Annotated in this window: 29 protein-coding genes; 18 read left to right on the forward strand and 11 right to left on the reverse strand. The window is 66.4% G+C overall.

The window, feature by feature from the left end:
• Window positions 1-38: 38 nt before the first annotated feature.
• Window positions 39-1,217, reverse strand: a complete 1,179-nt coding sequence (locus tag GH2_RS06240) for a thiolase family protein (protein ID WP_066164604.1) — start codon at window positions 1,215-1,217, stop codon at window positions 39-41.
• A gap of 194 nt (window positions 1,218-1,411) precedes the next feature.
• Between GH2_RS06240 and GH2_RS06245 the strand changes: the two genes are divergently transcribed.
• The 12 genes from GH2_RS06245 to GH2_RS06300 all read left to right on the forward strand — a co-directional run bounded on the left by GH2_RS06245 (window position 1,412) and on the right by GH2_RS06300 (window position 12,415).
• Entirely contained in the window at window positions 1,412-1,909 is a 498-nt protein-coding gene (locus GH2_RS06245) for an SDR family oxidoreductase (protein WP_066164607.1), read from the forward strand.
• A gap of 104 nt (window positions 1,910-2,013) precedes the next feature.
• Window positions 2,014-2,220, forward strand: coding sequence for a hypothetical protein (locus tag GH2_RS06250; RefSeq protein WP_066164609.1), 207 nt, complete (start codon window positions 2,014-2,016; stop codon window positions 2,218-2,220).
• Between the two features lie 14 nt (window positions 2,221-2,234).
• A complete protein-coding gene (locus GH2_RS06255; RefSeq protein ID WP_066165452.1) occupies window positions 2,235-3,884 on the forward strand; it encodes an AMP-binding protein in 1,650 nt (549 codons plus the stop codon).
• Between the two features lie 29 nt (window positions 3,885-3,913).
• Window positions 3,914-5,080 (forward strand): acyl-CoA dehydrogenase family protein, encoded by a 1,167-nt coding sequence (locus GH2_RS06260; protein ID WP_066164613.1) that lies wholly within the window; start codon window positions 3,914-3,916, stop codon window positions 5,078-5,080.
• 37 nt (window positions 5,081-5,117) lie between these two features.
• Window positions 5,118-6,005 (forward strand): HpcH/HpaI aldolase/citrate lyase family protein, encoded by an 888-nt coding sequence (locus GH2_RS06265; protein WP_066164614.1) that lies wholly within the window; start codon window positions 5,118-5,120, stop codon window positions 6,003-6,005.
• Between the two features lies 1 nt (window position 6,006).
• Complete coding sequence (locus GH2_RS06270; RefSeq protein WP_066164617.1) at window positions 6,007-7,482, forward strand: aldehyde dehydrogenase family protein; 1,476 nt, start codon at window positions 6,007-6,009, stop codon at window positions 7,480-7,482.
• Window positions 7,482-8,717 carry a CaiB/BaiF CoA transferase family protein gene (locus GH2_RS06275; protein WP_066165455.1) on the forward strand — a complete coding sequence of 412 codons (1,236 nt, stop codon included), beginning with the start codon at window positions 7,482-7,484 and terminating at the stop codon, window positions 8,715-8,717. Before GH2_RS06270 ends, GH2_RS06275 begins: the two co-directional genes overlap by 1 nt.
• Entirely contained in the window at window positions 8,714-9,862 is a 1,149-nt protein-coding gene (locus GH2_RS06280; RefSeq protein ID WP_084247346.1) for an acyl-CoA dehydrogenase family protein, read from the forward strand. The genes GH2_RS06275 and GH2_RS06280 overlap by 4 nt, the downstream gene beginning before the upstream one ends.
• A 24-nt stretch (window positions 9,863-9,886) precedes the next feature.
• Window positions 9,887-10,747 carry a mycofactocin-coupled SDR family oxidoreductase gene (locus tag GH2_RS06285; RefSeq protein WP_066164620.1) on the forward strand — a complete coding sequence of 287 codons (861 nt, stop codon included), beginning with the start codon at window positions 9,887-9,889 and terminating at the stop codon, window positions 10,745-10,747.
• A 130-nt stretch (window positions 10,748-10,877) separates the two neighbouring features.
• Window positions 10,878-11,648: a hypothetical protein gene (locus tag GH2_RS06290; RefSeq protein WP_066164624.1), complete on the forward strand. Its 771-nt coding sequence runs from the start codon at window positions 10,878-10,880 to the stop codon at window positions 11,646-11,648.
• A 78-nt stretch (window positions 11,649-11,726) separates the two neighbouring features.
• On the forward strand, window positions 11,727-12,008 hold the full coding sequence (locus GH2_RS06295) for a type II toxin-antitoxin system Phd/YefM family antitoxin (protein WP_066164627.1): 282 nt from the start codon (window positions 11,727-11,729) through the stop codon (window positions 12,006-12,008).
• A complete protein-coding gene (locus GH2_RS06300) occupies window positions 12,005-12,415 on the forward strand; it encodes a type II toxin-antitoxin system VapC family toxin (protein WP_066164630.1) in 411 nt (136 codons plus the stop codon). The genes GH2_RS06295 and GH2_RS06300 overlap by 4 nt, the downstream gene beginning before the upstream one ends.
• A gap of 47 nt (window positions 12,416-12,462) precedes the next feature.
• On the opposite strand, the gene GH2_RS06305 is transcribed toward GH2_RS06300, so the two are convergent.
• The 9 genes from GH2_RS06305 to GH2_RS06345 all read right to left on the reverse strand — a co-directional run bounded on the left by GH2_RS06305 (window position 12,463) and on the right by GH2_RS06345 (window position 18,300).
• A complete protein-coding gene (locus tag GH2_RS06305) occupies window positions 12,463-13,302 on the reverse strand; it encodes a mycofactocin-coupled SDR family oxidoreductase (protein ID WP_066164633.1) in 840 nt (279 codons plus the stop codon).
• A gap of 57 nt (window positions 13,303-13,359) precedes the next feature.
• Window positions 13,360-13,887 carry a nuclear transport factor 2 family protein gene (locus GH2_RS06310; protein ID WP_066164636.1) on the reverse strand — a complete coding sequence of 176 codons (528 nt, stop codon included), beginning with the start codon at window positions 13,885-13,887 and terminating at the stop codon, window positions 13,360-13,362.
• Window positions 13,884-14,342 carry an acyl-CoA thioesterase gene (locus GH2_RS06315; RefSeq protein ID WP_244885322.1) on the reverse strand — a complete coding sequence of 153 codons (459 nt, stop codon included), beginning with the start codon at window positions 14,340-14,342 and terminating at the stop codon, window positions 13,884-13,886. The genes GH2_RS06310 and GH2_RS06315 overlap by 4 nt, the downstream gene beginning before the upstream one ends.
• 11 nt (window positions 14,343-14,353) lie before the next feature.
• Entirely contained in the window at window positions 14,354-14,770 is a 417-nt protein-coding gene (locus tag GH2_RS06320; RefSeq protein ID WP_066164639.1) for a MaoC family dehydratase, read from the reverse strand.
• The gene (locus GH2_RS06325; protein ID WP_066164643.1) at window positions 14,767-15,204 is read right to left on the reverse strand and encodes a hypothetical protein; all 438 of its coding nucleotides are present in this window, start codon (window positions 15,202-15,204) and stop codon (window positions 14,767-14,769) included. The genes GH2_RS06320 and GH2_RS06325 overlap by 4 nt, the downstream gene beginning before the upstream one ends.
• Window positions 15,197-16,747: a class I adenylate-forming enzyme family protein gene (locus tag GH2_RS06330; RefSeq protein ID WP_066164646.1), complete on the reverse strand. Its 1,551-nt coding sequence runs from the start codon at window positions 16,745-16,747 to the stop codon at window positions 15,197-15,199. The genes GH2_RS06325 and GH2_RS06330 overlap by 8 nt, the downstream gene beginning before the upstream one ends.
• Window positions 16,748-16,761: 14 nt before the next feature.
• Window positions 16,762-17,166, reverse strand: coding sequence for a nuclear transport factor 2 family protein (locus GH2_RS06335; protein WP_066164649.1), 405 nt, complete (start codon window positions 17,164-17,166; stop codon window positions 16,762-16,764).
• 85 nt (window positions 17,167-17,251) lie between these two features.
• The gene (locus GH2_RS06340; protein ID WP_066164651.1) at window positions 17,252-17,824 is read right to left on the reverse strand and encodes a nuclear transport factor 2 family protein; all 573 of its coding nucleotides are present in this window, start codon (window positions 17,822-17,824) and stop codon (window positions 17,252-17,254) included.
• Window positions 17,821-18,300, reverse strand: a complete 480-nt coding sequence (locus tag GH2_RS06345; protein ID WP_066164654.1) for a nuclear transport factor 2 family protein — start codon at window positions 18,298-18,300, stop codon at window positions 17,821-17,823. The genes GH2_RS06340 and GH2_RS06345 overlap by 4 nt, the downstream gene beginning before the upstream one ends.
• A gap of 230 nt (window positions 18,301-18,530) precedes the next feature.
• Here GH2_RS06345 and GH2_RS06350 point away from each other — a divergent pair, with 230 nt between their 5' ends.
• Together GH2_RS06350 and GH2_RS06355 are read left to right on the forward strand one after the other, a co-directional pair.
• A complete protein-coding gene (locus GH2_RS06350) occupies window positions 18,531-20,147 on the forward strand; it encodes a flavin-containing monooxygenase (RefSeq protein ID WP_066164656.1) in 1,617 nt (538 codons plus the stop codon).
• A gap of 52 nt (window positions 20,148-20,199) precedes the next feature.
• Window positions 20,200-21,636 (forward strand): aldehyde dehydrogenase, encoded by a 1,437-nt coding sequence (locus tag GH2_RS06355; protein ID WP_066164659.1) that lies wholly within the window; start codon window positions 20,200-20,202, stop codon window positions 21,634-21,636.
• A gap of 182 nt (window positions 21,637-21,818) precedes the next feature.
• On the opposite strand, the gene GH2_RS06360 is transcribed toward GH2_RS06355, so the two are convergent.
• On the reverse strand, window positions 21,819-22,016 hold the full coding sequence (locus GH2_RS06360) for a ferredoxin (protein ID WP_066164661.1): 198 nt from the start codon (window positions 22,014-22,016) through the stop codon (window positions 21,819-21,821).
• Window positions 22,017-22,155: 139 nt separating this feature from the next.
• On the opposite strand from GH2_RS06360, the gene GH2_RS06365 reads away from it, so the two are divergent.
• Genes GH2_RS06365 through GH2_RS06380 form a run of 4 tightly spaced genes read left to right on the forward strand, consistent with a single transcriptional unit; the run spans window position 22,156 to window position 26,187 of the window.
• Window positions 22,156-23,427, forward strand: a complete 1,272-nt coding sequence (locus GH2_RS06365) for a cytochrome P450 (RefSeq protein ID WP_066164663.1) — start codon at window positions 22,156-22,158, stop codon at window positions 23,425-23,427.
• Window positions 23,424-24,587: an FAD-dependent oxidoreductase gene (locus tag GH2_RS06370; protein WP_066164666.1), complete on the forward strand. Its 1,164-nt coding sequence runs from the start codon at window positions 23,424-23,426 to the stop codon at window positions 24,585-24,587. The genes GH2_RS06365 and GH2_RS06370 overlap by 4 nt, the downstream gene beginning before the upstream one ends.
• Window positions 24,588-24,610: 23 nt before the next feature.
• Window positions 24,611-25,393: an enoyl-CoA hydratase/isomerase family protein gene (locus GH2_RS06375; RefSeq protein ID WP_066164669.1), complete on the forward strand. Its 783-nt coding sequence runs from the start codon at window positions 24,611-24,613 to the stop codon at window positions 25,391-25,393.
• Between the two features lie 38 nt (window positions 25,394-25,431).
• On the forward strand, window positions 25,432-26,187 hold the full coding sequence (locus tag GH2_RS06380; RefSeq protein ID WP_066164672.1) for an SDR family NAD(P)-dependent oxidoreductase: 756 nt from the start codon (window positions 25,432-25,434) through the stop codon (window positions 26,185-26,187).
• Window positions 26,188-26,216 lie beyond the last annotated feature (29 nt).

Raw genomic sequence — 26,216 nt, forward strand, 5'->3', positions numbered from 1 at the left:
TTCCCTTTCTTCTTCAGGCATCGGGGGCTCGGTCGCGGTCACACCAGCGACTCGATGACAGTGGCGTTGGCCATCCCGCCCGCCTCGCACATGGTCTGCAATCCGTAGCGGCCGCCGGTGGCCGCGAGGTGATTGATCAGTGTCGTCATGATGCGGGCACCAGACGCTCCGAGCGGATGCCCGAGCGCGATGGCGCCGCCGACCGGGTTCAGTCGGGCGTCGGGCACCTCGAGTTCTTGCTGGAAGGCCAGTGGCACCGATGCGAACGCCTCGTTGACCTCGAACGCCGCGATATCGCCGACGCTCAGACCCGCACGCGCCAACGCCTTGCGCGACGCCGGTATCGGTGCCGTGAGCATGAGCATCGGATCGTCACCGGTCACCGCTGAGGCGACGACCCGAGCTCGTGGGGTCAGCGACAGTGATGCCGCCTTCTCCTCGCTCATCACCAGCAGCGCAGACGCGCCGTCGGTGATCTGCGAGGCGTTCCCCGCCGTCACCTTCCAGTCGATCTCGGGAAACCGGTCGCGGTTCGCGTCGGTGCCGAACACCGCCCGCAGACCGCCCAGTGCGTCGGCAGCGGTTCCGCGCCTGATCGTCTCGTCGGTGTCCACGACGCCGCGTGGAGTCGCAACGCTGACGATCTCGTCGTCGAACGCCCCGCAGTCCGCGGCGGACGCGGCCCGTTGGTGCGAACGGGCGGAGTAGTCGTCCAACGCCTGTCGCGAGATATTCCACTTGTCGGCGACCAACTCTGCGGCGACGCCCTGACTCACCAGCGCGCCGTGTCGGTCGAGCACTCCGGCGCCGAACGGATCGGCATCTCCGCGGGCGCTGCCCATCGGGACGCGACTCATGGATTCGACACCGCCCGCAATGACCATGTCGTACACACCCGCCATGACGCCTTGAACCGCGAAGTCGACCGCCTGCTGACCGGATCCACACTTGCGTTCCACGGTCACCGAGGGAACGTGGACCGGAAAACCCGCGGCCAAGACCGCCATCCGGCCGGGCGTCGCCGACTGTTCGAGATTCTGTCCGACGCATCCGATGATCACGTCCTCGACCTCGCCCGGGTCGATGCCGGTGCGTCGGACCAACGACTTCAGCACCGTGGCGAGCAGATCGACCGGATGGACGTCGGCCAGAGCCCCGCCCGTTCGCCCCTTCCCCATCGGGGAACGGACCGCGTCGACGATGACGGCGTGCGGCATCAGGAGACCTCCTTGTCGTCGTGGCGATTCAGACCACACTCAATTCATGATTATCTTTACCAGATATAATTCGCAGCCGGGAGTGTTGGTTGCGAATTCGAATCAGCGAGCACCCGATGAGACCTAGATCATATCTATGATAATCCTTGTACTGGATGCATCAACGTTGCTCACCCGACACCACACCGCGGACCATGACGCTCGCGACAGGCACGCCGACCGACACCACAGACGGGACCGATCATGACCTTCAACAGAAGCCGCCGACCCACCCCGACCGGCACAATCCGATGAGCGCCGCCCCGACAGTCGTGATCACCGGAGCGGCGCGTGGCATTGGAGCCGCTATCGGAGGTCGATTCGCCTCCGCCGAACATCGAGTCATCGGCGTCGATCTCGACATCGACCGATTGACCCAGACCGTCGCCTGCTGGACCGGCGACGGTCACCGGTGCGTCGAGGGCGATGCGGCCTCTCACCGCGATGTCGCCGCAGCCTGCGACCTGGCCGATGGCCGACTGTCGACGTTCGTCGCGAACGCGGGATTCGCCAAGGCGGGCGACTCCGTCGATTACGCGCCCGAGGACTGGGACGCGATGCTCCGCGTCCATCTGACCGCAGCGATGGTCGGCGCACAGGAGTCTGCGGCCCGGAGTTTTTCGATGAAAGCTTGCGCATTCAGACTTAATTGATGATTATAGTTATTACAGTTGATTCGTTGGTTAGCGCCGACGGGACACAGCCGCTGACCGCTAGGCGCCCAGCGCCTTTGACACGACATGAGGAAGGGGTCGCCATGCCGCCGACCACAACCGCCTACGACGTTGACGACCTCGGTGCCATCACCGACCTCGCCGCAGCGGTCGGACGCGAGCGCTTCGCTCCCCGAGCCGCCCAGTGGGACGCCGACCGCACCCCCACTCCGTTGCAGGACCGTCAGTTCCGCGGCTCGCCCGGATTCCTGGGCATAGCGTTGCCCGGCAGCTTCGACAAGCGCAAGTGACGGAAGGATCCGACATGGACTTCTACACGGAACTGACCGCGACGTTCGCCGATCCGGACGACTGGACCCTCGCGACGGTGCTTCGCACCCACGCAGCGAACACTCCGGACGCCCCCTGCCTGCTGGTCCCCGACGAGGACCTTGAGCTCACGTATGCGGAAGCGCTCGCTCGGGCCGACGCCGTCGCCGGATCGTTCGCCGCGGCCGGCGTGTCCCGCGGCGACCGAATCGCCATCATGGCGCAGAACTCGTCCCGCTTCGTGCTCAGCTGGTGGGCGACCGCGCTCGGTGGCACTGTCGAGGTCCCCATCAACACCAATTATGAAGGCGACTTCCTCACCCACCAGTTCACCGTCGCCCAGGCACAGTGGGCGGTCATCGATGACGAGTACGCCGAGCGCTTCGCGGCCGTCGCGAACGGTGATCCGGCCAACGGGGTGACCGCGGTCCAGAAGTTCTGGGTCATCGACACCGGCCGTCTCGACGAAGCGATCGCAACCCTCACCCGAGCCGGGCTGGACGCCGCCCCCTGGGACGAACTGCCCACCGGTGACGCCTTGAACGCACCCGCACCCGCACCATCGGATCTGGGCGCGATCTTCTTCACCTCGGGCACCACCGGCCCATCGAAGGGCGTCGCCATGCCCAACGCCCAGCTGTACTTCTTTGCGCAGGAGGTGGTCTGCCTCACCCGACTCACCGCCGCCGACCGGTATCTGACGACCACCCCCCTGTTCCACGGCAACGCGACGTTCATGGCCGTGTATCCGGCCCTGGTCGCCGGCGCCAGCGCGGTGATCCGCCGCAAGTTCAGCGCGAGTCGCTGGATCGACCACGTCCGCGATTCCGGTGTCACCGTCACCAACTTCGTCGGTGTCATGATGGACTTCGCGTGGAAGCAGCCACCCCGCGAGGACGACCGCGACAACCGACTCCGCTGCATCTACGCGGCGCCGATCGCCACCACGATCGAAGCGGACTTCAAACAGCGCTACGGGATCGAGACCTTCGTCAACGCCTTCGGCCTCACCGAGACGTCCGCACCGATCCTGTCCCCGTACAACGTCGAGATCCCACCCGGCGCCGCAGGCCTGCAGGCACGCGACTGGTTCGACATCCGGCTCGTCGACCCGGACACCGATCGAGAGGTCCCGGTCGGCGAAGTCGGCGAACTCGTCGTGCGCCCCAAGGTCCCGTTCATCTGCAGCATGGGCTACTACGGCATGCCCGACAAGACCGTGGAGGCATGGCGAAACCTGTGGTTCCACACCGGCGATGCTCTGCGTCGAGACGAAAACGGCTGGTACTACTTCGTCGACCGGTACAAAGACGCGCTGCGGCGACGTGGCGAGAACATCTCTTCGTACGAGGTCGAGCAAGTCGTGCTCGGACACCCTGCGGTGCACGAGTGCGCCGTCGTGGGCGTCCCTGCCGACGTGGAGGCGGGTGAGGACGAAGTACTGGCAGCGATCGTGCTGACCGAACACGTCGACCCGGCCGCCCTCCTCGAATTCTGCGACGGCAGGATCCCTGCCTTCGCCCGTCCCCGGTTCATCCGCACCGTCGACGCGCTGCCGAAGACTCCGTCGGAGAAGGTCCGCAAGTCCGTCCTGCGCGAGCAGGGCGTCACCCCGGACACTTTCGACGCTGCAGCCCCCGTCTGACACCCGAGCACATCGAACAGGAGAGTCCGGTGGACTACACCCCCGACCCCACGCATGAAGACATCCGCAAGGCCGTCGAGCAGCTCTGTCGCCGGTTCCCGGACGAGTACTGGATGAAACACGATGACTCGCATGAGTTTCCGTGGGAGTTCTACAACGCCGTCGCCGAAGGTGGGTGGCTCGGTCTGACCGTCCCGGAGGAGTACGGCGGTGGCGGGCTCGGCGTCACCGAGGCTGCGGTCGTCGAACGCGCCATATCCGCGTCCGGGGCAGGCATGGGCGGCTGCAGCGCCGTGCACATCGGCATCTTCGGCTTCGAACCGATCATCGGTCACGGCAGCGAGGAGATGAAGCGCAAGTACCTGCCGCGCGTGGTCACCGGCGATCTGCACACCTCGTTCGCGGTCACCGAGCCGGACGCCGGCACGGACACCACCAACATCTCCACCTTCGCGACCAAGGTCGACGGCGGGTGGCGCGTGAGCGGTAAAAAGGTGTGGATCACCAAGGCGCAGGAGGCGGAGAAGATGCTGTTGCTGTGCCGTACCTCGCCGCGTGAGGAGGGCGCCAAGCGGACCGCGGGCATGACGCTGCTGTTCGCCGACGTCGATCGAGACCACGTCCAGATCCGCGAGATCCCGAAGATGGGCCGCAACGCCGTCGACACCAATGAACTGTTCATCGACGACCTGTTCGTCGCCGACGACGACGTCGTCGGCGAGGTCGGCCACGGGTTCCGCACCATCCTCGGCGGACTGAACGCCGAACGAGTGATCTCGGCGAACGCGGCTCTCGGCATCGGCGAGGCGGCACTGCGTCGTGGCGTGCGCTATGCGAACGAACGCGAGGTCTTCGGACGTCCGATCGGCCAGAACCAGGGCATCGCCTTCCAACTCGCCGAGGCCAGGATCAAGCTCGACGCCGCCCAGGCCGTCCTGGACAAGGCCGCGTGGATGGTCGATCAGGGACTGCCGTGCGGTCGCGAGGCGAATGCTGCCAAGTACCTGTGCGCTGAGGCCGGCTTCTTCGCCGCCGATGCCGCACTCCAGGTCCACGGCGGCTTCGGATTCGGTAAGGAGTTCCATGTGGAGCGCTACTTCCGGGAGGCCCGACTGATGCGCATCGCGCCGATCAGCCAGGAGATGGTGCTCAACTACACCGCCGAGCACGTACTCGGCCTGCCCCGCAACTACTGACGTCTTCGGCAGCGAGACGACGCACGAGAGGCCAAGCATGCACCCCTACCGTTCCATCCTCTTCGTCCCCGGGCACCGCCCCGCGTGGGCGGAGAAGGCCGTAGCCGCAGGCGCCGACTGCATCGTCCTCGACCTCGAGGACTCGGTCCCTGCCGCAGAGAAGGCCGCCGCCCGCGAGACGGTTGCCGATCTCATCGGGACCGTTCGCGCCGCGCACCCGGACATCGGCGTGTTCGTGCGGGTCAATCCCCTTGCTACCAGACTCACCGGCAGCGACTTGGAAGCCGTCGTCGTGCCCGGGCTCACCGGTGTCTTCGCCCCGAAGATCGAGACGGCGACCGACGTGATCCGCTATGACGCCCTCCTCGACCACTTCGAGATGCGTAACGGCGTCGAAGATCTGGAGTACATCGTTCCGGTCGAGACTGTGAAAGCCATCTGGAACTGTCGTGAGATCGCCGCAGCCTCACCCCGCGTCGGCGCCATGATCGGGCCCACGGCCGAACACGCCGACATCGCCCGGGAGGTCGGCTTCGAATGGACCCCCGAGGGCCACGAGTCGCTGTATCTACGCAGCCGGATTCTGCTCGCCTGCCGCGAGTCCGGACTGCACGCGCTCACCGCGCTGTGGGAGGACTTGGACAACATCGACGGTCTGCGCGACTTCGCGACCAACGGCCGCGGGCTGGGCTTCCGCGGCATGATCGCGATCCACCCCTCGCATGTGGCCACGATCAACGAGGTGTTCAGCCCATCAGCCAAGGACATCGAGTTCTACCGGGGCATGGTCGACGCCTACGAGAACGCAGCGACGGATGGCATCGGCGCGCTGCGCTATCGGGGCCTGCACATCGACAAGGCCCACTACGACAAGGCGGTCGGCTGGTTGCAGCGTGCCGCGATCATCACCAACAAAGGAGTCTGACGTGCCTGACGCAGACCAGAACGTCGATCAGTCCTGGGTTCCGCCGAACCGGACACTGCTGATCGGCGGAGCCGATGTCGAGCCCGAGGGACAGACCTGGGACGTCGTGAACCCGGCCACCGAAGAGGTCATCGCCACCGTCGGCGGCGCGTCCGCGCCGCAGGTCGACGCGGCAGTCGCCGCGGCCCGCACGGCGTTCCCGACGTGGGCGGCGCTCTCCGGAGAGGAGCGCAGCGTCCACATCCACCGCTTCGCCGACGCCCTCGAACGCGCTTCCGACAAGCTACTGCCGTCAATCGTCAACGAGGTCGGCACACCGGTCGCCCTCGCCGAATACCTGCAGGTCAAGATGGCCGTCGACGAGCACTTGCGATGGGCCGCCGAGGCCGCGAAGACCGACCGCACCCTTCATCTCGGCGAGTACGACAAGCCGGTTCCGACAATGAGCGACGTGGTCCACGACCCGGTCGGCGTGGTCGCCGCGATCACCGGCTACAACTACCCGCTCAACCTGGCGGTCTTCAAGTTCGGCGCCGCGTTGGCCGCCGGCTGCACGGTGGTGCTGTTCCCCTCCCCACGAACCCCGCTCACCACACTGTTCCTCGCCGAACTCGTCAAGGAGTCGGGTCTTCCCGACGGCGTGATGAACATCGTCGTCGGCGGCGTGGACGTCGGTAAGCGACTGTCCTCGCATCCCGGCGTCGACCGGGTGTCGTTCACGGGCTCGGACGGCGTCGGCGCGCAGATCATGGCGCAGGCCGCCGCGAATCTGACCGGCGTGACCTTGGAGTTGGGCGGCAAATCGCCGAACATCGTGCTGCCCGGCGTCGACGTGCAGAAGATCGCCGTCGAGATGCATCTGCGCTGGTCGCGCAATGGCGGACAGGGCTGCGCCGCGCTCGCCCGGCTGCTCGTCCACGACAGCGTCTACGACGAGTTCCTCGAAGCCGGTGCCAGTGCCTTCGATCAAATGATCGTCGGCGACCCGTGGGACCGCGCGACCAACATCGGTCCCATGATCCGTCCCGACCACCTGGCGAGTGTGCAGAGTTTCATCGACGACTCCCTCGCGGTCGGCGGCTCCAAGCTGCTCGAAGTGACGAAACCGCTGCCGGAGAAGGGCTACTTCATCAACCCGGTCCTACTCGGCGGACTGGATCCGGACGCTCGGGCCGTGCAGGAGGAGATCTTCGGTCCGGTCGCGGTCATCCTTCCGTTCAAGGACACCGAGGAAGCCATCGCGCTGGCGAACGACACCCCGTTCGGTCTGGCCGCGAACGTCTGGTGCGACGACCCGGTCGAGGCACGCAGGGTCGCCGAGCGGATCCGCGCGGGAACGGTGTGGATCAACGGCGGCGGCGCAATGCGGCCCGACGCTCCGTTCGGCGGCTTCGGCCGCTCCGGAGTCGGCCGCGAGCTCGGCGAATGGGGCATGCGCGAATACCTCGAACCCAAGCACATCCAGTGGAGGATCTGATGTCAGACAGTGCAGGCGCTGCCGCAAGCGGCGCACCCCTCGCCGGCCTCAAAGTCGTCGAACTCGGCACCATGTACGCCGCGCCGACCGCGGGCCGCATGCTGCGCGACTTCGGTGCCGACGTCGTCAAGGTCGAGGATCCGGTCGTCGGCGATTACGCCCGCCAGTGGATTCCTCAGAAGGAGGGTCTGTCCCTCGGCTTCGCCAGGTTGAACGCGGGCAAGCGGTCGGTCGGCGTCGATCTGCGCACCGACGACGGCCGGGACCTGGTCCGCCGCCTGGTGGCCGATGCGGACGTCGTGGTCGAATCGTTTCGCCCCGGTCGCCTGGAGGCCTGGGGGCTGGGGCCCGACGCGCTGCACGAGATCAACCCTGGGCTGGTGATCGCCCGTGTCTCGGGCTTCGGACAGACGGGGCCGAATCGGCTGCTGCCCGGATTCGGCACCGTGGCCGAGACCGCCAGCGGATTCGCGAACGTCAACGGTCAGCCGGACAGTCCGCCGACCTCCCCGCCGTTCGGCTTCGCCGATTCGATCGCGGGGCTGTCGGCGGCGATGGGCGTGTCGATGGCGCTGTTCAACCGGTCCCGCACCGGACGCGGCGAGGTCGTCGACGTCGCGCTCTACGAGCCGCTGATGTTCATCATCGGCGACATGTTCCTCAAATACACCGCCCTCGGCGAGATCCAGCAGCGCATCGGCAACAGCACCGGCGCCGCGTCGCCGCGCGGAATCTACGAGGCGGGCGACGGGAAGTACCTGTCGATTGCCGCGTCCAATCAGGCGATCGCCACCCGACTGTTCGCCGCGATGGGCGTGCCCGAGGTGATCGACGATCCGCGCTACGCGACCAACGCGGCCCGACTCGAGAACAACGACGAGGTTCAGGCGATGGTGATCGAGTGGTGCAAACGCGCGCCGCGCGACCAGGTGCTCGAGATCTTGGAGAAGTTCGAGGTGGTGTCGGCGCCGGTCAACGACGCCTCGGATGTCGTCGCAGATCCCCACTTCCAGGAGCGGACTCTCGTCGAGATCACCGGCAGTGAGATCCTGCGGAACACGCTGATGCCCGGACCGGTGCTGCATCTGGCCGGGTACGACGGCCCCGAGTACGACGGCGTCCCGAGGGTGGGGGAACAGACCCGACAGATCCTGACCGAACGGCTCGGCCTCGATGCCGCCGAGCTGGACCGACTCGCCGCCGCCGGCGTCATCAACGATGGAGAAGGACAGTGAACAGTGCTGCCACGGGACTCTTCGAGCTTCCCGAGAAGTACACCGACCTGCAGAACGAGGCCCGTGAGTTGGCGGTCTCGATGCGCGACATCGCCGCTCGAGCGGACGAGTCGAGCAGTACCGATCCGGATGTCCGCGCGCGCCTGGCCGCCTCCGGGCTGACCCGACTGGCGGTCCCCGCCCGCTGGGGCGGCCGATTCGAGGCGGTCGACTCGTTAGCCATGACCGTCGTGCGCGAGCAGCTCGCCGCCGAAAGCGGCCATTTGGACTCCATGTTCGCGATGCAGGGCATCGGCAGCTATGGTCTCGCCGTCGCGGGATCGGATCGAGTTCGCGACACGTGGCTTCCGCGCGTGGCCTCGCTCGACGCGATCGCGGCCCTGGGTCTCACCGAACCGCAGGTCGGCTCAGATCTGAAGGCACTGTCGACGACCGCCGTCGTGGAGGGCGACGAAATCATCGTCAACGGGCACAAGTCGTTCATCACCAACGGTGGCGACGCCGCGATCTACAGTGTTCTGGCCCGCGAGGGCGACGGCTACTCCCTGATCTTGATCCCCGCGGACACACCCGGCGTCCGCACCGAGCGACCGCACCAGATCATCGCACCGCATGTCCTGTCCGATGTGATTCTCGACGACGTCCGAGTGCCGCTCGACCACCGGATCGGCGAGCCGGGCAAGGGCTTCTCGCTGGTGTTGGCGACACTGGCCACCTTCCGTGTCTCGGTCGCCGGCGCCGCCGTCGGGATGGCCCAGGCGGCCCTGCGACTGGCGCTCGATCATGCGAACGGCCGCGAGCAGTTCGGCGGCCCACTCGCTCGTTTGGGTTCGGTTCCTGAACATCTCGCGTCGTGCTGGACCGATATCGAGGCGGCGCGGTCGCTCACCTATCGCGCGGCCGCCGCCGCGGCCCGCGATCCGCTCGCTGGACTGCACCTGTCCTCGATGGCCAAGGTCACCGCGACCGAGACCTGCGGCCGCGTCGTGGACCGCGCGGTCCAGATCATGGGTCGTTTCGGCATCACCCGCGGCACCGACATCGAGCGCCTGTACCGGGAGGCCCGCCCCACCCGGATCTATGAGGGCTCCACGGAGGTCATCTTCGACTCCCTCGCCAAGCAGTTGATCAAGCGCGGGCTCTGAAGACACCGAGGGAAAAAGGTCACGATGGGACTCCTTGACGGCAAAGTCGCGTTCATCACCGGTGCCGGCCACGGCCAGGGTCGGGCGCACGCGGTCACGATGGCGCGTGAGGGCGCAGACGTGATCGCGATCGACATCGACCAGCCGATCGCGAACGTGCTGTATCAACACGCGTCGGCCGACGATCTGGCCGAGACGGCGCGGCAGGTGAGCGAGACCGGACGCCGAGTCCTCTCGCGCATCGCCGACGTGCGATCCTCGGAGGCACTCGACGCGGTCGTGGCCGAGGGCATCGAGACCTTCGGCAAGATCGACGTGGTGGTCGCCAACGCAGGCATCTTCACCCAGGCACCGTTCTGGGAGATGGACGAGAAGACCTGGGACGACGTTCAGGACGTGAACCTGAAGGGGGTGTGGCGCACGATGAAAGCGGTCACCCCGCACTTGATCGAACGTCGAGCGGGATCGATGATCCTGACGTCGTCGGTGAACTCGGTCGAGGGAAATCCGGCGGCGGCCCACTACACCGCGGCCAAACACGGTGTCGTCGGACTGATGCGAAGCGCGGCCCAGACGCTGGGCGCCTACGGCATCCGGGTCAACTCGGTCGCGCCCGGACTCATCGACACACCGATGACGAACTACCAGGCCATGTACGATCAGATGGCAGGCCGAGAGAACGCCGATCGCGCCGATTACGACCGCGCTGCGTTGAACTTCGGAGCGATCGCCGGCCAGGGCGCGCTGCCGCCGGAGTCCATCGCCAACGCCGCGGCCTGGCTCGCCTCCGACGGTGCGTTCGCGATGACCGGGCAGAACATCGTCGTCGACGCAGGCCACACCATCCTCGCCGGATTCAACCCGAATCCGGTCCTGCCGGGCTGACGCGTCGGTCGACGACGTCGACATCGGCGCTGTGAACAGGCGATCCGCCGTATCGCAGACCTGTGGACAACACAATTGCTCAATTCTCCCGGACATCCGAATCTGGTTCGACACCGATCGGGAGGAAACCATGAGCAGCTTCGACAAGTTCAACGTCGCACGCGCCGAGACCGTCGTCGTCGGGATGATGATCGGCGACCGCATCCGGATCTGGCGCGACGCGGAGCCATCGACATGGGCGGTGAAATCCCACAAGGAGCAGCGGGAACTGCGCGACGCGTTGAATCACGGCCAAATCAGCAGCGAAGCGTTCCGCGACGGCTACTACCGGACCACCGCAGATCTCGACCCCGAGTCCATGGTGGCGTGCTTCCGGACGCACGAGTCATTCGGACGATACGGCGGTAGGAGTTCGCGCGGTCAGTTCGTCCAACTGTCGGCGCCATCGAGCCGACGACGCACCACATCCGGATCGGACGACCCTCGCCATCCGTTCGAGCGAGCGGTCACTGCGGCATCGGAGTTCTCCTCCCGTCGCGGTGACCTCCTCATCGTCAGCGGCTTCAACGTCGACGGGCCCGCCGTCACTGCGGGCACCGCGTTCCGAGACGGCCGGACACTGTCACTACTGTCCGCGGCACCGAGCCCCGGTACACCCCGCTGGCTGGACGAGAACGGCGAGCGCACCATGCTCATCGCCACCCTCGATCCCTATGTTCGCGAGGAGGTCGGCGAGCTCGTTTTCGACGCCATCACTGCATGGGAGATCGACCCGTGGGACGTCGTGTTCACGTTCGTCTCCCCTATTGAGCAGGTGTCCGGCTCACTGATCCCCATGGGCTGGAATGAGAGCAGCGACTCGTCCGGCGCCGAGACCGACGACGCCGTCGCCGCCTCGTGACGCGGCTTTCGCCGATGCTGCGACGAAGCGCATTTCGGGACCACACCCATGCGTAGCACGGGTGCTACGCTGAACCCCATGAGCGCCGACCACTCCGACAGCGAGACCTTGTCGCAGCGCGAGTTGCGCAATGAGTCCAGCCGCGTCTTCCGCGCCGTGAGCGAGGGACATTCGTTCCTCCTCACCAACAGCGGGGTTCCGGTCGGTCAGATCGTGCCAGTCGACGCCCCTCCCACTGCGCTCACCATCGTTCGGTCGGCGCACCGCACCGGCGGGTGGACCACTCTGAACATCGTCCGGAAACGGTCCTCTCGGAGCATCGAAGAATCTGTCGACGAGCTTCGTGAGGACCGCGTGTGACAGAACCCGCGGTCGTCTACGTCGACACCTCTGCGCTCGGCGCAGTGCTCATCGACCAGCCGGAAAGCACCCCGCTCCTCGCCTGGCTCGACGAATGCCAGGCAGCACTCGTCTCCAGCGATCTGCTCGAGACCGAACTGCGACGTCTCGCCATCCGCGAAGGCCTCGACCACGCCGACGTCAGCCGCGTGCTCGACGGCGTTGCGATCGCCGCACTCGACCGCGCCGCCTACCGCAATGCAGGACTCCTGCCGATGCCCTACCTGCGCACACTCGACGCACTGCACCTCGAGGCCGCGATCAGACTGAATGCGGACGGCATCCTGTCCTACGACCATCGGCTGGGCGACGCCGCACGGGCGGTCGGCATCGGCGTCATCACTCCAGGACGTCCGCGGACCGCCTGATCGAGGTCATCGGCCCGCGCCCACATCTCGCCTCGCCGGCGGCGATGTCATTTGACGCAGTACCCCGCGTCGACCTTGAGTTCGTTTCCGGTGATGAAACGGGCCTCGTCGGAGGCGAGGAACAGCAGGGCGTTGCTGATGTCGATGGACTCGACCCACGGGACCGGGAGCGCGTTCGTGGTGGCGAAGACCGGTGCGGCCTGCTCCTTGGTCGGGTGCTCCTCGTCCGGCAGGAAGAGCCTGAACGTCGCCTCGTTGAGGATCATGTCGGTCGCCACCCCGGTCGGGTGAATCGAGTTGACCCGAATCGAGTGCGGCGCGAGTTCGAGCGCCAGCGTCTTCATCAGACCAACGACAGCGTGCTTGCTCGCCGTGTAGGGCGCCACGTTGGGCGTCCCCTTGATCCCGGCGGTCGAGCTGGTCAGCACGATCGACCCGCCCCTGCCCGCGTCGATCATCGCCGGTGTCACCGCCTTGCATGTGTGCCACACCCCGGTGATGTTGATGTCGAGGACGTCGCGCCAGTCGTCCTCGCTGACCTCGTGCGCCGGGTCCCCGAAGAGGAAGATCCCGGCGTTGGCGCTGACGATGTCGATACCGCCGAAGTCGGTGACCCCGTCGGCGACCACCTTCGCGACGGCGTCGAAGTCCCGGACGTCGGCAGTCGCCGAGACGATCCGGCCGCCGAACTGCTTGACCCGATCGATGGTCTCGGCCATGTCGTCCGCGGAGGCACCCGGGTAGAGGCGTTCCGCGCTCGGCACCGGAGCGCACAGATCCAGCGCAATGATGTCGGCGCCCTCCTGCGCCAGCCGCACCGCGTGGCTGCGCCCCTGACCGCGCGCAGCCCCCGTGATGAAGGCGACCTTGCCGTCCAACCTGCCCATCGTGTCTCCTCTCGTCGTGGCGCGGCGACGCCGCGCCCCCCGTCATGTGAACTTCCGTCATGTGAACCAACCGCCGGCCATCGCACGGGGCGCCTCGCCGGGCAGCCGGATCGGCTCGTCGGTGCACAGCACCTGGCCGTATCGATCGGCGCGACTGGCGTAGACGAAGCGGATACGCCGACGAGTGAAGACCCATCGACCGTCGTGCACCACGTACTCGTCCTCGTACTCGTGTGCGGCGACCACCACTCCACGACCGGTGACGAGTTCGGCGTGCCCGGTGGCGATCCCCGACCCGCGGTCTCCGGACACGTGCACCACGTGCGTCTCCGGTGTGTGCAGCATCCGTCGGAAGCCGCGCATCGACGCGGCCAGCAGGTCGAGCACCGCAGTCCGACCGATCGCCGCCTCACCGTCGCGATCGAGCACCGCGTCGGGGTGGAACATCAGCGTCAGCGCCGCCAGGTCGTGCGCATCGACGGCGATCGCGTACAGCTGGCCGAGGTCGCGCAGCGATTCGCGAGCCTGCGCATCCGTCTCGGAGATCGTGGTTCGTGCGCGGACCCAGGCCGCCAGATCAGTCACGGAGTCTCGAAGCTCGGCGGCGGAAGAGTGCCGAGGACGTCGCGCAGCCGCTGCGGGATCGGTGCCTTGCCGAAGTCCGCGTCCCGGACCGCAAACGTCATCTGCCCCCTCGTGACCAGTTCGTCGCCACGGGTGAACTCGAATCCGACGGTGTACGACGAGGCGCCGATCCGGTCGGCCACCGCCTGGCAGCGCAGACGGTCGAACACCGTGACGGTCTGGGTGTACTGCGCGGACGAACTCAGACCCACGGTGATCACCCCGAGATCAGCCAGCAGCTCACCGCTGCGCAGTCCGTTCGCGAACAACCAACTGGTGTAGCAGCGTTCCATCCATCGGTAGTAGATGCCGAAGTACGCGATGCCGAGGACGTCGCAGTCACCGTAGGCGAGTTGAAAGTCGAGGGTGCCGCCCGCGATCGGGTCCGACTGGTGTTGTTCTCCGGGGTCGCTCACGGACACGCCTTTCACTCGTTGTTGTCCAGGTAGACGGTCGCTGTTCCGGTGACCGCGCGCTCGGCGTCGAGCACGTCCAACCACACGTCGCAGCCGACCAGGAGGCCCCCGTCGACGGCCTGGTCGATCGCCGTCACCCGCGCGCCCGCACGCACGGTCTGGCCGCCGAAGACGTTGCCCAGGAATCGACTTCGGAAATCGCGGATTCGATCCCGGCCGCCGGCCCAGTCCGCCAGCATCGACTGGATGTAGCCCATGTTCAGCGGCCCCTGATTCACCGGAGCGTCGCCGAGGCCGAGCTGGGCGACCACCCGGGTGTCCCAGTGGATCGGATTGGGATCTTCCAGCAGCGCCGCCATGATCTTCATCTTCTCTGCGTCGACGACGATCGCGTCGCCGGTCACGGTGTCTCCGATCGCGACTCTCACAGCGTCCCCTTCCGCGGCAGCACCAGAGAGTTCCAGCAGGTCGCCACGGCTTCGTCGGCGCGCCACAGGTCGAACTCGTATCCCACGATGTCGAAGGTCCCGGTCCGCCTGCCGACCTTGCGCTCGAAGGAGGTGATCTGCCCGGTCACCCGGTAGGCGCCGCAGACCAGCGGACGATGAAGGGTGGTCCGGTGCTCACCGAACATGGGGCCGTCCGCCGCGGTCGCATCGAACCATCCGAACAGTTCGTCCCACGTCATCCCCTTGCCGCCGACCGAGGCCATCCACGCCAGGATCGGGTGCGGTGTGGGATCGGCCGGATCGGCGCCGAGCGCGTCAGCGACCAACCAGGCCCGCCACGGCGCGATCGTGTACTCGCCGCCGGGAAACGGCCTGCCGATCAGTGCACGGTACCGGTCGAGGTCCTCAGACATTCGTCGTGTGGCCTTCCCAGTAGGGGCGACGCAGTTCGCGTTTGAGGATCTTGCCGGTCGGGGCCTTCGGCAGTTCGGCGACGAACTCGATCGAGCGCGGCTTCTGGTACCCGGCGAGGTTCGCGCGCGCTTGGTCGATCAAGTCCTGCTCGCTGGCCTCGTGACCGGGTTTGAGGACCACGAAGCCCTTGACCGACTCGCCCCACTCCTCATCGGGCACGCCGATCACGGCGCATTCCAGCACCGCCGGATGCGTCGCGATGGCCTCTTCAACCTGGACCGAGTAGATGTTCTCGCCGCCGGAGATGATCATGTCCTTGGCCCGGTCGACGATGAACACGTAACGCTCATCGTCCCAGGTGGCGATGTCGCCGGTCCACATCCAGCCATCGCGCAGAGTGCGCTCGGTCTGCTCGGGTCTGTTCAGATAGCCGATCATGTTGGCCGGGCTCTTCACGATGATCTCCCCGGGCGTCGCATTGTCAGTGGGCACGGGATCACCGGTCAGCGGATCGACCACCTGGACCCGCGTGACGAAGCCCTCGCGACCGCAGGACCGGAGCCGTTCGGTGTGGACACCCCGCACCGCGTCGAGGTGGTCTTCCTGAGACAGGAAGGTCATCGTCGTGCCTTCGGTCTGTCCGTAGCCCTGGATAAGGGTGCAGGGGAACGAGTCGAGCGCCTGCCGCACGATGTTCGACGGCATCGGACCGCCGCCGTACTGGATGTTGCGAAGGCTCGACAGGTCGTACGACGCGAAGTTCTTCTGCGCCATCATCCAGTTGAGCATCGTGGTGACGCCGAGGAAGGCTGACACCTTCTCGGCCTCGATGAGATTGAGTGCCAACTCGGGTTCGAAGTTCATCAGCACCAGCGGGCATCCGTGCTTCAGGTAATTCATCGCCAGCACGATCGGGATGTGGTACATCTGCCCGGTCAGCATGTACACGTCGGTTGCGACGATCCGCTCGGCGACGGTCTGGTTGAGCATGCCCGCGGCCGCGCTGGCGTGGGTGTGCAGCGCGCCCTTCGACGGTCCGGTGGTCCCACCGGTGTAGAGCAGAAAGAACGGGTCCTCATCGGCGACCGGGATCCGGATCTCGTCGGCGGATGCGGCGTCGACCATCTCGTGGAGGGTGCCGTCGCCGTCGGCGCCGAACGAGAGCCAGTGCGGAATGTCGACCATCCCCTGCAGTTCGTGCATCACTTCCACGAACTCGCCTTCGGCGATCAGTACCTTCGGTCGAGCGTCGCCGAGCAGTTCCGCCAGTGCCGGGGTGGCCAGTCGCCAGTTCAGCGGCTGGGTGACCAGTCCGGCGCGGCCCGCCGCGAAGTAGAGCGCTTGAAACTCCACGCAGTTGCGGGAGATCATCGCGACGACGTCGCCTTTGACGAGCCCGAGCGACAGCAGACCGTTCGCCATCGTACGGACGAGGTCGTCCAGTTCACGCCATGTCACGCGGCGGTCGTTCTGAGCGTCGTAGACGGCGTGCCGGTCCGGTGTGAGGGCCGCCCACTTGGCGGGGATCAGGCCTTGGTTCATGATCCGGTCCTCGCTCAGTAGGGACGGTCGAGTTCGAGGTCGAGGGCGCGGAACCTCAGGTCCTCGTCGTCACCGACGATCTCGAGGCGGTAGACGCCCGCGGTGAGCACGCGGATCTCGCCGTTCTCGGTCGCGAGGAGCGTCAAGTAGTGCGTGGTCTTGGTGACGCCGTCGACGTCGGGGTGAACGATGAGGTTGCTGTTGACGTGCCGACGCTGGTCGGTCTGCGTGCGCGCAGACTGCTCCATGAGGGCCATGATGGCGTCCCGACCGTCGAAGGTGACCGGGTCGCTGCCGGGCAGGGTCATCCGGAAGACCGCGTCGTCGGTGAAACACGCGGCGATCGCCTCCATATCGGCGGTGTCGTAGCTGAGGGAGTAGCGGCTGATCAGGTTCTCAATGGATCCACGGTTGCGCATGAGGCGCCTTTCTCGGTCGGGTGGGTGCAGATGACGGGCGGGAGCAGGGGTGTGGACGGAGAGGCGATGGCGAACAAGACGCGAGTCATCGCGTGGCCAGGGACCGCAGCCAGGACAGGTCGCCGCCGGCCAGCACCGACGGCCAGTCTGCGGGCCTCGGGTCGCCGTAGGCGAGGTTGCGCTCGTCGGACGACATCACAGCCACGTACTGATCAGCGGGCGTGTAGTAGCAGTACGACATCACCCGGTCGGCGATCCGCCAGCCGACGCCGGTGCGTCGGTACCGGTCTCGGTACCGCAGGCCGACGATCATCGGCGTCCCGTTGCGGACCACCTCGGCGTGTCCGGTCGTGGTGCCCGTCGCGGCGGACGGGTTTCCGTCGGGCTCGACGGCATCGAACTCCACCAGCGTTCCGTGGGAATAGTGAAACGTCGGACCGAGTGCGTCGAACCGTCCTTGATATGTCTCCGTGATCGCCGTGAGCCCGGTGGCGTCGAAGACCCCGTCGCCGGAGCCGAGATGTGCGTCGTCGGTGAAGAGACGCGGCAGTGCGCCGAGCTCCCGTTCGTCCATCACATGGAAGTACAGCAGGACCAGATCTGTGATGGCCTGACGGTCTTCGAGCCGTCTGATTCTCGCGTCGAGGTCGGCGGTCATCGGTCTACTGATCCGAAGGAGTCGATCGCGACCGGCGCGAGCATTGCCTCGCCGAAGAGTGCAGTACGCACCACCGCGATGCGTTTCGCGGTGAGGATCCAGCGCTCACCCGAGTGAACCATGGTGTCGTGGTAGCGACCCCAGATCTGTCGGGCGCCGCCCGCGGTGTGAGTGGTGATGGCCACGAACGCCGATCTGACGTCCACCGTGCCGTCGTCGTTGGCCTTCGCGACGATATTCGTCGCCATGTGCTGCGCGTTCTCCACATCGGACGCCGCGAACCGCCGGTACAGGTCGAGGAACGCCTCACTCCCCCACTGGGTGCCGTCATGCCTGGTCAGTTCGATGTCGGGGTGGATGATCTGCGCCAGGCCGGCGAGATCTTTGGCGTCGACGAGCGACTGGTACTCGTACAGCAGTTCCGCGGCAGCGAAGTGGATCGTCATCGGATCGGTGTGGTCGGACAACACGGGCATCCCTTCAAGTGAGACATCGTCCCTTGCAATGATGCATATCAATCGGAGGGACGGGTGACGAATGGCGACAACCCTTCAAATGAACTCTCGATTCACCCAAAGGCCTTCCTAATGATTATTACCATGCGTATAGTTTGTGTCACACCGTTTCGGCCGTACCCGTTGCACGAAGCCGAAGCGCAACACATCCCCGACGTCACGCCGCCTCGAAACAAGGAGCACCGATCCGCATGTCAGCAACTCCGTCGCACACCGATTACGACGTCCTCGTCGTCGGTGCAGGCTTCTCCGGCCTGTACCTGCTCCACCGGCTCCGATCGGAAGGCCATAGGGTTCGCGTCGTCGAGCGCGCACCGGAGGTCGGCGGCACCTGGTATTGGAACCGGTATCCGGGCGCCCGATGCGACGTCGAAAGCGTCGACTACTCCTACAGTTGGGACGAGGATCTCCAGCAGGAGTGGGACTGGACCGAGAAGTACCCCGCACAGCACGACATCCTCGCCTATCTCACCCATGTCGCCGACCGGTTCGACCTACGGAAGGACATCGACTTCGAGACCACCCTGACCGGTGCGGAATGGGACGAGTCGACATCCGTCTGGACGGCTACCGCGTCCGATGGACGCCGGTACCGCGCTCGCTTCCTGCTCATGGCCGTCGGCTGTCTCTCGGTCCCCAAGGACATCGACCTCCCCGGCTTCGATGCCTTCACCGGCCGCGTTCTGCGGACCTACGACTGGCCCGAGGGCGAGGACCTCGCGGGCCACCGAGTCGGCGTCGTCGGAACCGGTTCGACGGGCGCTCAGGTGATCCCCGCACTCGCCAAGACCGTCGCCGACCTCACCGTGGTGCAGCGCACCCCCAACTTCGTCATCCCGACGCGGAACCGTCCGTTGAACGACGGCGAGCTCGACGAGATCAAGGCCGACTACCCGGATCGTCGCGTCCGGAACCGGACACACCCGGCCGGCGTCTTCCGTGACGACAACCCCAAGACCACGTTCGAGGTCGACGACGCAGAGCGAGAGGCGACCTTCCAAGAGCGCTGGGACGGCGGCGGAATCAACTTCCTCGGGTCCTTCGCGGACCTGATGTTCGATCAGGCCGCCAACGATGCCGTGGCCGAGTTCGTCCATGCGAAGATCGACGAGACCGTGGACGATCCGACGACCGCCGACGCACTCAAGCCGATGAGCTATCCGCTGGGGGCCAAGCGTCCGGTCGTCGCGACCGACTACTACGAAACCTACAACCGCGACAACGTCCGACTCGTCGACGTGAAGACGACACCGCTGGACACCTTCACCCCGACCGGATTCCGTCTCGCGGACGGCACCGAGTACCAGGTCGACACGATGGTGCTCGCCACCGGCTTCGACGCCTTCACCGGAGCCTTCACCACGGTGGACATCCGCGGTACCGGAGGGCGCCGACTGTCGGACATCTGGAATCAGGACGGCGCCAAGACCCATCTCGGCCTCGGCGCTGCCGGATTCCCGAACATGATCATCGTCGCCGGCGTCGGCAGTCCGTCGGTGCTGGCGAACATGATCACCGCCATCGAACAGCACGTCGAGTGGATCTCCCGACTGCTCGACACGATGCGTTCCGAGGGATACACGACGATCGAGGCGCAGGAGGACGCCCAGGAGGCCTGGGTGCAGACCGTCGAAGAGGTGGCCGGAATGACGCTGTGGCCCAACGGCGACTCCGGTTCCTGGTATCGCGGTGCGAACATCGACGGCAAGGTTCAGATCTTCATGCCGTACGCCGCGGGGGTCGTCGAGTACGGTGCCGCCATCGACAAGTCGGCCGCGAACGGATACGAAGGCTTCATCCTGTCCTGACCCATATCCTCCCCCACCCGAACCCGCACACTCCCACACAGAAGAGGACTTCATGACCATTCCCAGCTACGACAAACTGTTCATCGGCGGCGAGTGGGTCACGCCCGCCACCGATCGCAAGATCGAGGTCGTCTCCCCCATCGACGGCACGATCATCGCCACCGTCCCCGAGGCCACCGAGGCGGACATAGACCGCGCCGTCGCAGCTGCCCGCACCGCATTCGACGAGGGACCGTGGCCACGGATGACACCCGCCGAGCGCGCGGTCTACTTGAAGCGCATCGGCGACGAGGTCGTCAAGCGCATCCCGGCGATGGCCGAGGCCTTCACCAACGAGATCGGCGCCCCGGCAGCGGTGTCGAACGCTTTCCACGACAACGCCCGCAAGATGTGGGGCGACTCGTCGACCCTGCATGAGCGCTTCGAGTTCGAGGAAGAACGCACCTGGGAGAACGGCGGACAGGGCAAACTCGTCCGCGAACCGGTCGGCGTCGCGGCCACGATCATCCCGTGGAACGGGCCGGTCGCGACAGCCTCACTCAAGATCGGGCCGGCGCTCGCAGCAGGCTGCACCGTCGTCTTCAAGCCCGCCCCGGAGGGACCCGTCAGCGTGATGATGCTGGCCGAGGCATTCGAGGCCGCGGGCCTGCCCGCCGGCGTGGTGAATGTCGTGCCCGCAGGTCGAGATGCAGGCCAGTACCTCGTCGAACACCCCGGTGTCGACAAGGTCTCGTTCACGGGAAGCACCGCCGCGGGCCGGAAGATCATGGCCGCGGTGGCCGATCGCATCGGCCGCGTCAGCCTCGAACTCGGCGGGAAGTCGGCGGCGATCATCACCGAGGACGCACCTCTGGAGAACGTGATGTCCACGCTCGTGTTCGGCGGCCTGGCCAACTCGGGGCAGGTGTGCGCCGCGCTGACCCGCGTCCTCGTGCCCCGCGACCGCCAGGACGAGATCGTATCCGCGATGGTCGAGGCCTATCGAGGCATCAAGGTCGGCGATCCACGCGACGAGGACGTCGCACTCGGACCGTTGGCCGCCGAGCGTCAACAGCAGCGAGTGCTCGAGTACATCGACATCGGCAAGAACGAGGGCGCGCGCGTCGCGATCGGCGGCGGCGTCCCCGAGGGGCTGAGCGAGGGCTTCTACGTGGAGCCGACGATCTTCGCCGACGTCACCCGCGACATGCGCATCGCAAAGGAGGAGATCTTCGGCCCGGTGATCTGCGTGATGCCCTACGACACGATCGATGAGGCGGTCGACATCGCGAACGGCACCGAGTACGGGCTCTCCGGCGCCGTCTACGCCAAGGACGACGCGACCGCCGAGTCGATCGCCCGGCGGATCCGCACCGGCCAGATCGGCGTGAACAACTGGGACATGTGCGTCACCCAGCCGTTCGGCGGCTACAAGCAGTCCGGCCTCGGCCGCGAGGGCAACGTCGAAGGCCTCGGGGCGTTCCTGGAGACCAAGTTGATGATGTACTGATCGGCCCGTCCGACGCCGCGTGCCCCGCCGAACTCGAAGTTCGGCGGGGCACGTCGCGTGGTGGCTCCGACCAGACACGCCTTAGTGTTCGGCCGAATCAGAGACGACGCGGCCGGAACGATCACCACTGGACTGTTCGTGATGCTCGTCCCGGCCGTGGCGTCACCCGGCTGAGTCCGGGGTCAGTCGTCGATGACCGTCAGTGCGACTTCCGGGCACGATTCGACTCCGAGAACAGCGCTGTCCTCGAGTTCGGCCGGGATGTCGCCCTCGAAGCGAACGACCACCTGACCCTCGTCGTCGGTGTCGTATACGTCCGGCGCCGACATCCGGCACAGGCCGTGCCCCTGACACTTCGACTGATCTGCCTGAATCCTCATCTACTTCGACCTCCATTTCGACTCTTCACCAGCAGCCGGACTGTGGATGATGCTCGTGATCGCACCCGACCGCTTGACGTCCAACTGGTAATAACTATTATCATAGTATTAGAGACACGGCACACATAAAGGAGACGACGTGACCAACGAGCGCCGCTGCCCGGTTACCCAGTTCGATCACCATTCAACCGAGCACACCGAGAACCATGTGGCCATTTACCGAAAACTGCGTGAAGAGTCTCCGGTCGCCTGGACGGAGGCGCACGGCGGATTCTGGGTGCTGTCCGATTACGCCTCGGTGTACGAGGCCTCGCGCAACGACGACATGTTCTCGTCGGCGCGTCACGACGAGTACGGCGGCCCCGGCCTCGCGGTGACGATCCCGAAGGCGCCGACCGAGTTCCACATCCCGATCGAGATCGATCCGCCGAACTCGGCGCCGTACCGAAAGCTGATCAACAAGGTCACCGCGCCGCGGACGGTCGAGAATCTCGAACCGATGATCAAGCACTACGTCACGGGCATCATCGACTCGGTGATCGAGACCGGCGAAGCCGACCTCGCCATCGTGGCCGGCGTCCCAGCGATGGTCGTCATCGACTGGTTGGGACTGGACCCGTCCGAGTATCAGACCTACGTCGACGCGATGCACACCCTCGTCTCGGCCGCACCCGATTCAGCCGAGTACCGGCATGCCGCCGATGTCTCTGTGCCACGGGTGGAGGAGACCGTTCGCGCGCACATCCGCTACCGCCGCGAGCACCCCGGCGACGACATCACCACCTACTTCATCCAGTCCGAGATCAACGGCGAGACGATGACCGACGACGAGATCTACTCGATCCTCGAACTCATCATCTCCGGCGGCGTCGGCACCACCGCATCGTTGGTGACCCAGTCCCTCGTGTGGCTGTACCAGAACCCCGACGAACGGACGCAGCTGATCGAGGATCCGTCGATGCTCGACATCGCGCTAGAGGAGTTCCTCCGGGTCTTCTCGCCGACCCAGGCACTGGGACGCACGGTCATGGAGGACGCAGAGTTCCACGGGTGCCCCGTCCGCAAGGGTGACCGGGCCCTGCTCTCGTGGGCCTCGGCCAACCGAGATCCCGAGCAATTCAGCGACCCCGACGATGTCGACATCACCCGCTGGCCCAACAGGCACATCGCGTTCGGCGTCGGCGTGCACCGTTGCGCGGGTCTGTACATCGCGAAGGCTCTCGCACGGGAGATCTTCACGCAGGTGTTCGAGCGGATGAGCGATTACGTGGTCGACATGGAGAACGTGGTCACCTACCCCGACCAGGGGACCAACGCCGGTTATCACTCGATCCCGGTCACCTTCACTCCGGGAGAGCGCCTGCTGGGCCAGACTCCACTGTTCGGCGAGCACTACACGAAGGCCTCATGAACGCCGTGCCCGAACCGATCCCGGCAGACGGCCGCGTGGTCGTGGTCGGCGGCGGACTGGCCGCGACTCGGGTGATCTCGGCCCTGCGACGGAAGAAGCTGACCGGTCCGATCGATCTCATCGCCGCCGAACGGCATCTCCCGTACGACCGCCCACCACTGTCGAAGGGCGTCCTGGTCGGGGACAAGGACGCCACCTCGCTGCCGTTCGATCCGACCAAGCTCGAGGTCTCGACCCATCTCGGCCGCACAGCGACGGGCATCGACGTCACTGACCGCATCGTGCGAACCGATCAGGGCGACGTGCGCTACGACGGCCTGGTCATCGCGACGGGCGCGGAACCGATCACGGTACCCGGGAACGGACGACAGCTGACGCTCCGAACCATCGACGACGCACTGACGTTGCGCAAGCGGCTCACTCCCGGTGCCCGCGTGGTGATCATCGGGGCCGGCTGGATCGGCGCGGAGGTGGCGACCGCCGCCACGGCTCGCGGGTGCAGCGTCACCTGCATCGAGTTCGGGCAGGCACCGTTGGCGAACGCGCTGGGCATCGAGGTCGCCGACCGTCTCGCGACCTGGTGGTCGGGTGTCGATCTGCGCTGCGATACCGCCGTGCGCGAAGTCCTCGACGACGGCGTCGTACTCACCGACGGATCCCTGCTTCCCGCGGACGTCGTGGTCACCGGCATCGGTGTCCGTCCGGCCATCGGCTGGCTCTCCGGCACTGGACCGAGTACCGATCGCGGAGTCCTGACCGATGAGTTCTGCCGCACCGATGCCCCCGGCATCGTCGCGGTCGGCGACGTCGCCCAGCGATGGTCGCCGCGCGCGGGGCGCCATGTGGTGACCGAGCACTGGGACGATGCGGGAGGAGCCGCGGCAACCGCCGCCGCAGCACTCCTCGGCGACGCGTCACCGTACGACCCGGTCCCCTACTTCTGGTCGGACCAGTTCGGCCACAAGATTCAGTACGTAGGCTCCCACGGACCCGACGACACCGTTGCGGTGACGCTCTCGGACCACGGCGTCCTCGACACCGTCACCTGGACATCGCCTGACGGCGCACTGTCGGCTTGGCTGGGCGTCGATCGTCCCCGCGACCTCGTTCCGGCGCGGATGGCGGTCGGCCGGTCCGCCGCCGAGTACGCATCCGTCTAGCCCCGAAACGAAGGAGGACGCCGATGAGCGGCGTGAACGTGACCCGACGCGACAATGTCGTGTGGGTCGAACTCGACAGACCCGACCGTCTCAACGCCTACGACATCGACATGGCGCGCGCCATGATCGATGCGTTCGAATCCGCCTCGGACGCCTACGCCGTGGTGTTGACCGGCGCCGGCCGCGGCTTCTGCGCGGGCGGAGCACTCGATCAGCTCGACGATCCGGACCCCGCTCTGCTGCGCGAGCTGTTCACCGCCTCGCTGAAGGTCTGCGATGCGATCCGCAGTTGCCCCCGCCCGGTGATCGCCGCCGTGAACGGTCCCGCGGCGGGCGGCGGCAACGAGTTGGTGATCGCGTGTGACTTCGCGATCGCCGCTGAGAAGGCGTCCTTCGGACAGACCGGGCCGCGGGTGGGCTCCTCACCAGTACTCGGAGCCACCAACGTTCTGCCGGTTCAAATCGGTGAGAAACGTGCCAAGGAGATGGCCATGCTGTGCCGCCGGTACAGCGCACAACAGGCGCTCGACCTCGGGCTGATCAACGAGGTGGTGCCCGGCGACCGACTGACTGCCCGTGTCGAGGAGTGGATCGACGAGATCAAGGCGCTCAGCCCGCGGTACCTCGAGATCACCAAGCTGAACAGCAATCTGTACTGGAACACCGCGCAGGACTCGATGCGCAATGGTCTCGGCATGCTGTTGCAGGCGATCGGAAGTCCGGACATGGTCGAGGGCTCAGGCGCCTTCCTCGCCGGCCGCGCCCCCCAGTTCCCACCACCGCCGCGCCCTCGCGACGCCCGGTAAAGCCCCAGACACCCTACTCTCAGGAGTGAGATACGAACATGTCCATGACCAGTCATGATCTGACCGGCAAGGTCGCGCTGGTGACCGGAGGCAGTCGCGGTCTCGGCCGCGCGATGGTCCAGGCCCTCGCCGAGGCGGGGGCGGACGTCGTCATCGCCAGCCGCAAACTCGAGTCCTGCGAGGACGCGGCCCGCGAGGTCCGCGAATCCACCGGCCGTCGCGCCCTGCCCCTCGCCTACCACGTCGGCGACTGGGACGCGGCGCAGCCGACCGTCGACCGGATCGTGGCTGAGTTGGGCAGGCTCGACGTCCTCATCAACAACGCAGGGATGTCGCCGCTCTACGACGGCGTCGACACCATCACCGAGGCCCTCTGGGACAAGGTCTTCGACGTGAATCTCAAAGGGCCGTTCCGCCTCTCGGTGACCGCCGGAACGCAGATGGCGACGCAGGGCGGCGGCTCCATCATCAGCATCAGCAGCCGAGCCTCGCAGCGGCCGCGGCCGCACACCGTCCCCTACGCCGCGGCGAAGGCCGGGCTCAACGCGATGACGGTGGGCCTGGCGCACGCACTCGGTCCGACAGTCCGGGTCAACGCGATCATCGCAGGCACCTTTCTCACCGACGTCAGCAAGTCGTGGGATTCGGACGCCTTCGCGCGCAGAGCCGAGACCTTCGCACTGGGCCGCGGCGGCGATCCGTCAGAGATCACCGGCGCGGCACTCTATCTCGCGAGTGACGCCGCCTCGTACACCACAGGTTCAATGCTGACCGTCGACGGCGGACAGCCCTGATCCCCACCCCACCACGATAAGGAGAACCC

It is taken from the genome of Gordonia hydrophobica NBRC 16057 (genome assembly GCF_001592365.1).
In the GTDB taxonomy this organism is placed as follows: domain Bacteria; phylum Actinomycetota; class Actinomycetes; order Mycobacteriales; family Mycobacteriaceae; genus Gordonia; species Gordonia hydrophobica.

Coding starts and splice junctions, on each gene's coding strand:
- GH2_RS06240 (WP_066164604.1), bottom strand. CDS start 1,217: ATGCCGCACGCCGTCATCGTCGACGCGGTCCGTTCCCCGATGGGGAAG.
- GH2_RS06245 (WP_066164607.1), top strand. CDS start 1,412: ATGACGCTCGCGACAGGCACGCCGACCGACACCACAGACGGGACCGAT.
- GH2_RS06250 (WP_066164609.1), top strand. CDS start 2,014: ATGCCGCCGACCACAACCGCCTACGACGTTGACGACCTCGGTGCCATC.
- GH2_RS06255 (WP_066165452.1), top strand. CDS start 2,235: ATGGACTTCTACACGGAACTGACCGCGACGTTCGCCGATCCGGACGAC.
- GH2_RS06265 (WP_066164614.1), top strand. CDS start 5,118: ATGCACCCCTACCGTTCCATCCTCTTCGTCCCCGGGCACCGCCCCGCG.
- GH2_RS06275 (WP_066165455.1), top strand. CDS start 7,482: ATGTCAGACAGTGCAGGCGCTGCCGCAAGCGGCGCACCCCTCGCCGGC.
- GH2_RS06285 (WP_066164620.1), top strand. CDS start 9,887: ATGGGACTCCTTGACGGCAAAGTCGCGTTCATCACCGGTGCCGGCCAC.
- GH2_RS06290 (WP_066164624.1), top strand. CDS start 10,878: ATGAGCAGCTTCGACAAGTTCAACGTCGCACGCGCCGAGACCGTCGTC.
- GH2_RS06295 (WP_066164627.1), top strand. CDS start 11,727: ATGAGCGCCGACCACTCCGACAGCGAGACCTTGTCGCAGCGCGAGTTG.
- GH2_RS06305 (WP_066164633.1), bottom strand. CDS start 13,302: ATGGGCAGGTTGGACGGCAAGGTCGCCTTCATCACGGGGGCTGCGCGC.
- GH2_RS06325 (WP_066164643.1), bottom strand. CDS start 15,204: ATGTCTGAGGACCTCGACCGGTACCGTGCACTGATCGGCAGGCCGTTT.
- GH2_RS06330 (WP_066164646.1), bottom strand. CDS start 16,747: ATGAACCAAGGCCTGATCCCCGCCAAGTGGGCGGCCCTCACACCGGAC.
- GH2_RS06335 (WP_066164649.1), bottom strand. CDS start 17,166: ATGCGCAACCGTGGATCCATTGAGAACCTGATCAGCCGCTACTCCCTC.
- GH2_RS06340 (WP_066164651.1), bottom strand. CDS start 17,824: ATGACCGCCGACCTCGACGCGAGAATCAGACGGCTCGAAGACCGTCAG.
- GH2_RS06345 (WP_066164654.1), bottom strand. CDS start 18,300: ATGCCCGTGTTGTCCGACCACACCGATCCGATGACGATCCACTTCGCT.
- GH2_RS06350 (WP_066164656.1), top strand. CDS start 18,531: ATGTCAGCAACTCCGTCGCACACCGATTACGACGTCCTCGTCGTCGGT.
- GH2_RS06355 (WP_066164659.1), top strand. CDS start 20,200: ATGACCATTCCCAGCTACGACAAACTGTTCATCGGCGGCGAGTGGGTC.
- GH2_RS06360 (WP_066164661.1), bottom strand. CDS start 22,016: ATGAGGATTCAGGCAGATCAGTCGAAGTGTCAGGGGCACGGCCTGTGC.
- GH2_RS06370 (WP_066164666.1), top strand. CDS start 23,424: ATGAACGCCGTGCCCGAACCGATCCCGGCAGACGGCCGCGTGGTCGTG.
- GH2_RS06375 (WP_066164669.1), top strand. CDS start 24,611: ATGAGCGGCGTGAACGTGACCCGACGCGACAATGTCGTGTGGGTCGAA.
- GH2_RS06380 (WP_066164672.1), top strand. CDS start 25,432: ATGTCCATGACCAGTCATGATCTGACCGGCAAGGTCGCGCTGGTGACC.